The sequence below is a fragment of the Methylobacterium dankookense genome (genome assembly GCF_902141855.1).
GTDB classification, from domain to species: domain Bacteria; phylum Pseudomonadota; class Alphaproteobacteria; order Rhizobiales; family Beijerinckiaceae; genus Methylobacterium; species Methylobacterium dankookense.
The window spans coordinates 17,792-27,448 of record NZ_CABFVH010000059.1 but is presented as its reverse complement, the minus strand read 5'-3'; the positions used below and the strand labels follow the sequence as shown (position 1 = coordinate 27,448).

Annotated in this window: 9 protein-coding genes and 1 pseudogene; 6 read left to right on the top strand and 4 right to left on the bottom strand. The window is 72.8% G+C overall.

Annotated elements, in window-relative coordinates; all coding sequences use genetic code 11:
* The 6 genes and pseudogenes from MTDSW087_RS26485 to MTDSW087_RS26460 form a co-directional block, all read left to right on the top strand.
* A pseudogene (locus tag MTDSW087_RS26485) lies at positions 1-83 on the top strand (IS5/IS1182 family transposase); the annotation flags it as partial.
* A 164-nt stretch (positions 84-247) separates the two neighbouring features.
* Entirely contained in the window at positions 248-580 is a 333-nt protein-coding gene (gene fliN / locus MTDSW087_RS26480; RefSeq protein WP_144768244.1) for a flagellar motor switch protein FliN, read from the top strand.
* Positions 581-617: 37 nt separating this feature from the next.
* On the top strand, positions 618-1,694 hold the full coding sequence (locus tag MTDSW087_RS26475; RefSeq protein ID WP_238179033.1) for a flagellar motor switch protein FliG: 1,077 nt from the start codon (positions 618-620) through the stop codon (positions 1,692-1,694).
* A 71-nt stretch (positions 1,695-1,765) separates the two neighbouring features.
* Positions 1,766-2,830, top strand: a complete 1,065-nt coding sequence (gene flhB / locus MTDSW087_RS26470) for a flagellar biosynthesis protein FlhB (RefSeq protein WP_144768242.1) — start codon at positions 1,766-1,768, stop codon at positions 2,828-2,830.
* Positions 2,827-3,279, top strand: a complete 453-nt coding sequence (locus MTDSW087_RS26465; protein ID WP_144768240.1) for a hypothetical protein — start codon at positions 2,827-2,829, stop codon at positions 3,277-3,279. The genes flhB and MTDSW087_RS26465 overlap by 4 nt, the downstream gene beginning before the upstream one ends.
* A 466-nt stretch (positions 3,280-3,745) precedes the next feature.
* Positions 3,746-4,435 carry a response regulator transcription factor gene (locus MTDSW087_RS26460; RefSeq protein ID WP_144768239.1) on the top strand — a complete coding sequence of 230 codons (690 nt, stop codon included), beginning with the start codon at positions 3,746-3,748 and terminating at the stop codon, positions 4,433-4,435.
* A 71-nt stretch (positions 4,436-4,506) separates the two neighbouring features.
* On the opposite strand, the gene MTDSW087_RS26455 is transcribed toward MTDSW087_RS26460, so the two are convergent.
* From MTDSW087_RS26455 to MTDSW087_RS26440, 4 genes are read right to left on the bottom strand one after another with little or no spacing between them, the layout of a single operon-like run.
* Positions 4,507-5,100, bottom strand: a complete 594-nt coding sequence (locus MTDSW087_RS26455) for a transglycosylase SLT domain-containing protein (RefSeq protein ID WP_144768237.1) — start codon at positions 5,098-5,100, stop codon at positions 4,507-4,509.
* Entirely contained in the window at positions 5,057-7,039 is a 1,983-nt protein-coding gene (fliK, locus tag MTDSW087_RS26450; RefSeq protein ID WP_144768235.1) for a flagellar hook-length control protein FliK, read from the bottom strand. The genes MTDSW087_RS26455 and fliK overlap by 44 nt, the downstream gene beginning before the upstream one ends.
* A complete protein-coding gene (locus MTDSW087_RS26445) occupies positions 7,036-8,268 on the bottom strand; it encodes a chemotaxis protein MotC (RefSeq protein ID WP_144768233.1) in 1,233 nt (410 codons plus the stop codon). Before MTDSW087_RS26445 ends, fliK begins: the two co-directional genes overlap by 4 nt.
* A complete protein-coding gene (locus MTDSW087_RS26440; RefSeq protein WP_144768231.1) occupies positions 8,265-9,656 on the bottom strand; it encodes a MotB family protein in 1,392 nt (463 codons plus the stop codon). The genes MTDSW087_RS26445 and MTDSW087_RS26440 overlap by 4 nt, the downstream gene beginning before the upstream one ends.
* Position 9,657: the final 1 nt, after the last annotated feature.

The window sequence follows — 9,657 nt, the reverse complement described above, 5'->3', positions numbered from 1 at the left end:
TCGCCACGCGCTACGACAAGGACCCCGACAACTTCCTCGCCAGCGTCAAGCTCGCAGCCCTGCGGGTCTGGCTGCGAACTTAATGAGTCCGCGACCTAGAGGTCAAGAGGCCATGACCTCCTGAGGTCAGGATATGGGCCCGCTGCCGATTTGCAATCCAGCCCCGCCGCAAGCCGGCGACAGCCTCGCATCAGCTAGCGCCCCTAGAACTCGGTCCGCCGCACGGCCGAACGCGTACGAGCCACCGATGAGCGACAGTCCCTTCCCCGCCGCCGAGCCGACCCTTCCCGCCGCGGAGCCCCGCGTCGGCGACGGGCGCAACCTCGACTCGATCCTGCGCATCCCCGTGCTGGTGCAGGTGGTGCTGGGCTCGGCCACCATGCCGGTCGCCAACCTGATGAAGCTCGGCCGCGGCGCCGTGGTGCCCCTCGACCACCGGGTCGGCGAGCCCGTGGACGTGATGGTCAACGGCCGTGTCATCGCCCGCGGCGAGATCGTGATCGTCGAGGAGGACAATTCCCGCTTCGGCGTCTCGCTGACCGAGGTGGTCGGCCCGACCGATCCCGATCAGGCCGTCTGAGGCGTCCCCGGCGATGGCGGCATCCGCGGCTGTGCCGATGGCGGGTCCGATGATGGCGGGCCCGGCCGCGGCTCCCCTGGCGAACGCGCCGGTCCCGTCCGCGGGCCGCGCCCTCGGCCGTCCGCTCGGGCCGGTCGATCAGGTCGCGACGCTGCTGCTCGCCATGGGCAAGCCGGCCGCGGGCCGGATGCTCAAGTATTTCGAGCCGGACGAGCTCAAGCGCATCACCCGCTCGGCGGTGCATCTGGGCGCCGTGAGCCCGGACCAGCTCGACCGCGTGGTCGAGTCCTTCGCCACCGAGTTCTCCGGCGGCTCGAGCCTCGTCGGCACGGTGCAGGAGGTCGAGAAGCTGCTCACCGGCCTGCTGCCGCCCGACCAGATCGCCGAGATCCTGGCGGAGGTGCGCGGCAACGCCTCCCGCTCCGTCTGGGAGCGCATGGCCACCGTCTCCGAGAGCGTGCTGGCAAGCTACCTCGTCAAGGAGCACCCGCAGACGGCCGCCCTCATCCTCTCGCGGATCAAGCCGGCCATCGCCGCCAAGGTGATGGGTCACCTGCCCGCGCCGCTGCGCAACACGCTGATGCGGCGGATGCTGAGCTTCAAGCCCGTCGACGACGAGATCCTCGGCATGCTGGAGAAGACGCTGCACGAGGATTTCATGATCAACGGCGCGCGCAATGCCGGCGCCGACACCCACGCCAAGATGGCCGACATCATCAACAAGATGGACCGGAGCCAGATGGACGAGGCGCTGTCGAGCCTCGGCGAGACGCGTCCGAAATCGGTCGAGATCCTGAAGGGCCTGCTCTTCACCTTCGACGACATCGTCAAGCTGGTCCCGCGCGCCCGCACCACCCTGTTCGACGCGGTGCCCAACGACCGCCTCGTGCTCGCCCTCAAGGGCACGGATGTGGAGTTCCGCGGCGTCATCCTCTCGGCGCTCTCGGCGCGCGTGAAGCGCATGGTCGAGCACGAGCTGAACGGCGGCGAGCCCGCGGCCCAGCGCGACGTCATGGAGGCGCGCCGCTCCATCACCGACCTCGCCATGGACATGGCGAGCCGCGGCGAGATCGAGATCAATCCGGGGGGCGAGGAAGATGCGCTCATCCGCTGATCCCCGCCGGGGCGCCTCCCCGCGCACGGGCCGCCGCGCCCGCGTGATCCTCCGCCGCGCGGGCCGCGCCGATGGCTGAGGACGTCGACCAGGAGAGCAAGACCGAGGCCGCCACCGAGCGCCGCATCCGCGAGGCGCTTGACAAGGGCGACATCCCGTTCTCGCGGGAGGCGCCGGTCTTCGCCTCGATCCTCGGCCTGCTCATCGGGCTCGCCCTGTTCGCGCGCGGGCAGGCCGCCCAGCTCGCCCGCGATCTCGCGCCCCTCTTCGACCAGCCGCGCGGCTTCGCCCTGGAGAATGCAGGCGATGCCGCCCTCCTCATGCAGGCGACGGCGACGGCGGCCGGCCGCTTCCTGCTGCCCTTCCTGCTGCTTCTGGCCGCCTGCGGGCTCTCCGCCTCGATCCTACAGAACGTGCCCCGGCTCGTCTCCGAGCGGATCCGGCCGAAATGGCGCAACGTCTCGCCGGCCTCCGGCTGGGGCCGGCTGTTCGGGCGCTCGGGTCAGGTCGAGTTTCTGAAATCCGTCCTTAAAGTCCTCGGCGTAAGTCTGGTGGTCCTCCTGCTCCTGCGCTCGGAGCGCGAGAAAGCCGTGAATGCCATGTTCGTCGATCCGAGCCAGCTGCCCGAGCTGATCCTCACCATCTCGATCCGCCTCGTCTCGGCGGTCTCCATCGCCACCATCGTCATCGTGGCGGGCGACCTCGTCTGGGCGCGGCTGCGCTGGCAGCGCTCGCTGCGGATGTCCCACCAGGACATCAAGGACGAGCACAAGCAGGTGGAGGGCGACCCCACCGTGAAGGCCCGCCTGCGCTCGCTGGCGCAGGACCGCTCGCGCAACCGCATGCTCGCGGCCGTGCCCCGCGCCACCGTCGTCATCGCCAACCCGACCCATTTCGCGGTGGCGCTCCGCTACGAGCCCTCCGAGAACCCGGCCCCCCTGGTGCTCGCCAAGGGCCAGGACCTGATCGCGCTGCGCATCCGCGAGATCGCCGAGCAGAACGGCATCGCCGTGATCGAGGACAAGCCTCTCGCAAGGTCCCTGTACGATGCTGTGCAGGTCGATCAGACGATCCCCGCCGAGTTCTACCGGGCGGTCGCCCAGATCCTGTTCTTCCTGTTCGCGAGGCCCCGATGAGTGCCCAGGCCCACGACTTCAGCCAGGGACGGGTCGCGCCCCCGGACATGCTGGAAGCGGCCGAGCGGGTCTTCGCCACGGAGCTGCGCGACTTCATCGCCGAGCTGTGCCTGCTCGACGGCGGCGTGCTGATCGGCTGGGTCAGGGGCGAGCACCACGGCAACATTGCCGACCTCGTCGCCTCCTCCGCCGAGCCCTTCTTCAAGGACGCCACCCTCGCCTACGCGGATGCCGCCGACGTGAGCCTCGCCTGGGGCCGCTCCATGCAGGTCGTGCTCGACATGGAATTCGTTACCAAGCCCGTGACGGTCTTCTTCAAGCTCGTCCTCGACGGCTATTTCGCCGGCATCGCCATCCAGCGCATCCTCGCCGAGAGCGAGCCGCCCTTCTCCCTCGACGGCTTCGCCCGCGCCCTCTCCGACGCCCGCCTGGAGCGTGCCCGCGCCTGAGCTTTCGCTCGGCCGGGCTCCTGTGCCGCACACGACGACGATAGGGGTTCCGCGCCGCCTGCGCTGGCGGCTGGAGCCCGTTCGCACACGTCCGGCACCGGCCCCCGAATCAGCCCCGCCCTGCGCCGCCGCCCGACCGGATCTCGCCCGGATCCAGCCTCGGTCCGTGCGCATTCCTCTGTCACGGCTCCGTGCCGACGGATGGAAATGGACGCTTTCGGTTCATATGTTCCGCACCCGCGCAACACCGTGGAAAAATGCGTAGGGCGCCCCGCCCACGTCATTGACCTGCGCAACCGGCCGAGACATCCAGAGCTGTCGAATGGGTCGAGCCAGAAATCCGGCACGTACCCATACGAGAGACATAATTGTGATATACAATTATAAGTAGCATACTGAGGGTCAATATTGTATTGATCGCAGCAAAGACGGATAAATCCTCGCGCTGCACCGGGGGTTGGAGCGGATGTATTGCTTGGTCGATGCGAGAGAGGCGGTGAATGCCGGTTACGCGGCAAGCTTCGATCGCGAGGGTGTCTCCGCCTTCGGGCTTACGCCCGATGAGTTCACGAGCTGGCTGACGAGCGCCTCGCGCAACGACCTCGACGCGGTTCAGGGCTTCCTGCTCGGCGATTTCGACGAGCGGGCGAAATGCGCCGGGCTCATCCGCCGCCACTCGCGCGCGCCGATCATCGCGCTGGCCGACCAGCGCTCCCTGGAACAGACCCTGATCCTGTTCGATGCCGGCATCGACGACGTGCTCCCGAAGCCCGTGCACGTGCGCGAGATCCTGGCCCGCTCCGAGGCGATCTGGCGCCGCGTGAACGGCGGCGCCCTGCCCGCGCCCGCCGGAGAAACCGCGCCGCGGCCCGAGCGCCTGAAGGTGTTCTTCGACGGGCGCGACCCGGAGGTCGACGGCGAGCCCTTCCCCCTGCCGCGGCGCGAGCGGCACATCCTCGAATATCTCGTGCGCAACCGCGGCCGGCGGCTCACCAAGGCGCAGGTCTTCAACGTGATCTACGGCGTCTACAGCAACGGCGTCGAGGAGAGCGTGGTCGAGGGCCACGTGAGCAAGCTGCGCAAGAAGCTGGTCCAGCGGCTGGGCTACGACCCGATCGAGGCGAAGCGCTACATGGGCTACGTCTACGTCGGCTAGGCTGCGGCCCCGGCCTGACGGATGAGGGCAACGCACCCGGCCCGGCCGATCTCACCCGCTCGCGCCTCGCCCTACTGGCAGAACGCCTTCGCCCCCGGCGTCCAGTTGCCGAAGCCGGTGGCGACCATGTTGGTGATGACCCGGCAGACGTAGAGCTTCTGCGCCGGGTTGTTGTTCGGGCCGGCATGGTAGCGGGCCACCGCGAGCGTCCAGCTGCCCTCGCGCTCCTTCAGCTCCTTCAGGAAGCGGGTGGCGTACTCGACGTTCTGGCGCGGGTCGATCATCGCCTCGAGCGAGGGGAACTTCGCCCGGTGGTAGTGGTGGTTGATCTGCATGCAGCCGAGATCGACCAGGCGGATGCCGCTGGCCTGGGCCTCGGAGAGCTTCTGCATCACCTCCTGGGCGCTGGCGCCGAAATAGGCCCGGCCCTGGATGTTCATGGCGTAGGGCTGCAGCGAGCCGCGCTTGCCGCTCTCGGTCAGCCCCACCGCGTAGAGCATGCCGAGGGGCACGCCGTGCTTCTGCGCGGCCTGGGCCATCTGCTGCTCGCAGACCCGGCTCGCGGCGCTCGGCGCCTGCGTGCCGCCATGGGCGAGTGCGCCACTCTGGGCGAGCGCGCCGCTAGAGATACACGCCGCCGCGAGGCTCGCCCGAAGCCGTCTCATGTCCCTGGTCCCTGCTGCGTGCCGGCTCGTCCGGCGTGGCGGCCCCGCGGCGGCCCGGCTGGTCGCCCGGCCCGCGTTCGGGGCTCGATCCGGTGCCGGGGCCCGTACCCCCCGCTCCGGTCTCCGGCCCCTGGAAGGCCGCCTGGCCGCGGCTTCCCGGCCCCTGCTGGTCCGCCGGGCCGGACTGGATCGTGACGATGTCGGGCCGGTAGCCCGCGCCGCGCAGAAGCTCGCCCAGCGCCTCGCGGTCCTTGCGCAGCAGGTCGGCGGTCTCCTCGCGGCTCGTCTGGAGGCTCATCTCCAGGCGCCCGTCCTGAAGGCGCATCCGCACCACCACCGCACCGAGATCGGCCGGGTGGAGCTGGAGCGTGAGGAGGCGCAGTGGCCCCCCCGCCGGGTCGTGCGCCGCGGCCTGGGCCGGCGCGGCGACCGGCGCCTCCGCCGCCACGGAGGCGGCGATCTGCCGGAGGGTGGCGGCCGGCAGGCCCTGGGCGGGCGCCTGCCCCGCGGGCGCGATGTCGGGCGAGGCCGGCGCCGCGGCGGCGCCGCCGGCCGGCTGCGTCTCCGTATCGTGGGGGGCCGGATCCTCGCCGGTCCGCGCGCCCGGCGCCTGGATCACCGGGCCGCCGGCCGGCCGCTCGCGCATCCGCGCCGGGGCCGACTCCGCGGCCGGGATGGAGAATTCGGCCTGCGGACCGGATTCCGCGCCGGATTCTGCGGCGGTCGATGCGGCGCCGTCCGGTTCGGCCGCGCCCGGCCCGGCCTGCCGCGCGGCCGCGGGCGCGCTTCCCCGCACCGGAGTGGGGGCGGCAGCTGGCAAAGTGCTCGGCAAGGCACCGGCCATGATGGCGGACAGGGCGTCCGGCTCGGCCGCCGCGACGGTGGCTGGTGCTGCGGCCGGGGGGACGGGCGGAATCTGGGGAGCGGGCACCGCATCCGCGGGCCGTGCGGCCGGCGCGGGGGCCGCGCGCCGGAGCGTGGTCGCGGGCTCTGCGATTCCGCGCGGCGGGGAAGCCGGTTCGGCCGGACGATCCGAACGGGCCTGCGTGGGAGGGACCTGTGCGGGAAGGGCTTGCGCGGGAAGGGCTTGCGCGGGAAGGACCTGCGCGGGCCGATCCGCCGGGACGGCGGGCGTGGCGGCAACCGTGCCGTCCTCCGCGGGCGCCGGGCCGGGCATGCCGGCTGCGGCCGGGAGCGGCGTCCCGCTCGGCACCGTCGCTGCCGGGGCTGCGCTCGGCCCTGGGGCGACCACCGGGACCGAGGTCGTCGGCAGGATGGTGGGGGCCACCTGCCGCGGCGCCTCGGCCACCGGAGCGGCCGGGATCGGGGCGCCCGTCCGGGCCGCGTCGGCCGGCGTGGCGCCGACGGGGGCGAAATGCGTCTCCTGGGCGAGGACGTCGATCCGTGTCCGACCCGCTGGCATGGTGGCCGGGAGGGTCGTCGGGGCGGGGGCCGACATGGTGGTCGGGACGGGCGCCGATATGGCCCCCGGCATGGACCCTGCGCCGGAATCCGGCGCCGCCGCGCGCGTAGGCTCGGCCTGGGCGCGGCCGGAGGCGGCGGCCCGTGCGGCGAGCGCCGCGAGGTCCGGGTTCTGCGCGGGCGCCGGGGTCGTGGCGGCTGGCAGCCCCATCAGGGCGCGCAGAGCGGCCTGGGGATCGGGCAGGGCCGCCGGGGCGGCCGGTATGCCGGTCTGCGCCGGGTCGGGCGCGGCGGAGCCGGCGGGCGACGCGTCGCGCGGCGCATCGTCGCCGGGGACGGAATCCTCCGCGACGCGGCCCGCGGCCTCGTGCACCGAGGCATCCTCCAGGCCGCCGAGCACGCTCACGAAATCGGCCGGGCCGGCGCGCCCGCCGGCATCCGCCGCCTCCCCGTTCGGCCGGGGCGTCGGCTCGGGCCGCTGGCGCAGGCCGGGCAGCATGGCGTCGAGGGCGGTCACGGGTCGCTCCTGTCCATCATCCGGTCGATGCGGGCGAGCGCCTCCTGGGCACGGCCGATCGCGGGGGCCTCGGGCAGCGCGCGGGACTCCGCGGCCGGGGTCGCGCCGGGGCGTGCCGCCCCGGCTTGCGGCAGCGTGCGGATCTGCCGGGCGGTCGAGAGGGCGGCGTCGAGGAGGAGCGCGTCGCTCTCGGAGAGGCCCCTGCGGTCGAGGCTCGCTAGGGCCTCGCGCCCCTCCTCGAACCGCCCGTCCGCGACGATGAGCGCGGCGGCGCGGTAGAGCCGGGCCTGGGCGGCGGGGCGGGATTCGGGCTCGGCGAGGCCGGCCGCGCGCTCGGCGGCGAAGATCGCGGTCTCGCGCCGGCCCTGGTCGAGGGCGGCCCGGGCGACCAGCAGGTAGAGGTCGCGCCGCCCCTCCGGCTCGATCTCGTCGAGCATGCGCTCAAGCTGCGCCACCCGGGCGCCGTCGCTCGCGAAGTCGAGGCGGGTCAGCGCCGCGGCGAAGCGCTGGCGGAAATTGCCGGCATAGACCGAGCGGCGGAAGCGGCGCAGGTACTGGATCGACAGGGTCTCGAAGCGCTTCGCGTCGCCGCCCTGCGCCACCACGAAGATCTCGCGGCGCAGCGCCCCCTCCTCCACCAGGGTGCCGGGGGCGAGGAGCCGGGCGAGGTCGAGGAGCTCGATCGCCCGCACGGGCGCGTCGCGCACCGCCACCGCGGCCTGGGTGAGGGCGAGCTGCCCGGCGAGGCTCGCGGGCATGGTGCGCGGGTCGAATTTGGCGAGCAGCGTGCGCGCCTCCTTCTCGCGGCCTTCCAGATAGGCGAGCGCGCCAAGAACAAGGGGCGCCTCGGCCTCGCCGAGCCTGCCTCCGTCGAGCATGCGCCGCAGCAGCGCGGGGCCGCCGCCGGCCAGTGCGAAGGCGACGCCGGCCCGCGCGTTCTCCGCCACCGCCCAGGTCTCGGGCTCGACGGCGGCGAGCCGGCTCTCGATGTGGACGAGGAGCTGGCGCTGGGCGAGATGGGCCTGGGTCGAGCCGCGCGCGATGCGGTCCTGCAGGAGCTGCAGGGTCCGCACCAGCTCCACCGGCAGGCCGCGTGGCGTCACCGGCAGCGGCTCGACGGGCTTCGGCGGCTCGCCGTGCCCGCCGCCATGGCCGTCCCCGGCGGCGAGCGCCGGAGCGGCGAGGAGGAGGGCGAGGAGCGCGGCGGCGAGGCGCCTCGGAGGCCTCATTCCCCCTGCCCCCGGAGCAGGATCTCGATTCGCCGGTTCTCGGCGGCCTTCGGATCGGCGCTGCGGGGCTGGCGGTCGGCATAGCCCTCGATGCGCTCCAGGCGCTTCTCGTCGATGCCGGCGCGGACCAGCGCGTAGGAGGCCATCTGGGCGCGGGCCGAGGAGAGGCGCCAGTTGTCGTAGGTCTCGGAGCGGAAGGGCCGCCCGTCCGTGTGGCCGCGGACGACGATGCGGCCCGGGCGGCTGCCCAGCACCTTGGCGATGCGCTCCAGCGCCCGCACCACCTTCGGGCTCGGCTCGGCGGAGCCGATCTCGAACATGCTGAAGTTGATCTCGTCGGTGACGCTGATCAGCACCCCCTCCCCCGTGCGCCGCACCTCGATCCGCGGCGCCGGGGCGCCGGTGGCGAGAGGCTGCACCGCCTTGGCGATCTCGGCCTTGATCTCGGCCATGGCCGCGGTCTCGGCCGCACGCGGGTCGGGGCCGGCCTCCTTGGAAGGTTCCTTAGCGGGTTCCTTGGCGAGGTCCTTGGGTGTCTCCTTCGAAGCCTCCTTCGCAGCCTCGGCCTTCGCAGCCTCGGCCTTGGCGGCCTCCACCTTGGCCGCTTCCTTCGCGGCGTCCTTGGCCTCGCGGGGCGTTCTCAGGGCGTCGCGCACCGCCGAGGGCAGCTCGGCCTCGGCGGAGGCGAGCTGCACAGGCTTGCCCGGATCCTTCGCCGGATCCTTGGAATCCCCCTTCGGCCGCGTGCCTTGCGCCGTCTGGCTGCGGGCGTCGAGGCGGGTCTCGCTCGGCGTGCGCGCCACGGTGTTGACCGCACCCGGCTGCTCGCTGCGGGCGCGGGGCAGCGCTTCGGTCTGCCAGTAGAGCGGGTCGAACGGGTCGCGCGCCGCCTCGCCGCCGCTGATGCCGGGCTGCCCGGTCTCCAGGGCCGCGGCGTCGGCGCTCGCCACTTCCGAGCGCTCGCCCTCGGCCGCGAGCTTGGCCAGCACCGCGTAGGGATCCTGGAACAGGGCGGATTCGCGGGCGCGGCTGCCGGGCGCGGCAGGCTCGCCTTTCGATGCGCCCTTGCCCTCGCCTTTGCCTTCCCCCTCGCCCTCGGCATCGGTCTTGCCGCCGCCCGGCGAGGCGGGGTCGGAGGGCGTGTCCTGCGGGTCGGAGACGCCCTTCCGGTCGTGGGTGACCTCGGCGAGCTTCACCGGGTTGAAGTACTCGGCGATCGACTGCTTCTGCGCCTTGCTGGTTGAGTTGATCAGCCACATCACCAGGAACAGCGCCATCATCGCGGTCATGAAGTCCGCGAGCGCGATCTTCCAGGCGCCGCCGTGATGGCCGTCCTCATGGTCGCCGTGGCGCTTGATGATGATGATCTCGTGGTGGCCCTCGGCCATG

What these genes read in the sequence shown, in the direction of transcription:
- fliN (WP_144768244.1), top strand. Translation starts at nt 248, where the DNA reads ATGAGCGACAGTCCCTTCCCCGCCGCCGAGCCGACCCTTCCCGCCGCG.
- MTDSW087_RS26475 (WP_238179033.1), top strand. Translation starts at nt 618, where the DNA reads ATGGCGGGTCCGATGATGGCGGGCCCGGCCGCGGCTCCCCTGGCGAAC.
- flhB (WP_144768242.1), top strand. Translation starts at nt 1,766, where the DNA reads ATGGCTGAGGACGTCGACCAGGAGAGCAAGACCGAGGCCGCCACCGAG.
- MTDSW087_RS26465 (WP_144768240.1), top strand. Translation starts at nt 2,827, where the DNA reads ATGAGTGCCCAGGCCCACGACTTCAGCCAGGGACGGGTCGCGCCCCCG.
- MTDSW087_RS26460 (WP_144768239.1), top strand. Translation starts at nt 3,746, where the DNA reads ATGTATTGCTTGGTCGATGCGAGAGAGGCGGTGAATGCCGGTTACGCG.
- MTDSW087_RS26455 (WP_144768237.1), bottom strand. Translation starts at nt 5,100, where the DNA reads ATGAGACGGCTTCGGGCGAGCCTCGCGGCGGCGTGTATCTCTAGCGGC.
- MTDSW087_RS26445 (WP_144768233.1), bottom strand. Translation starts at nt 8,268, where the DNA reads ATGAGGCCTCCGAGGCGCCTCGCCGCCGCGCTCCTCGCCCTCCTCCTC.
- MTDSW087_RS26440 (WP_144768231.1), bottom strand. Translation starts at nt 9,656, where the DNA reads ATGGCCGAGGGCCACCACGAGATCATCATCATCAAGCGCCACGGCGAC.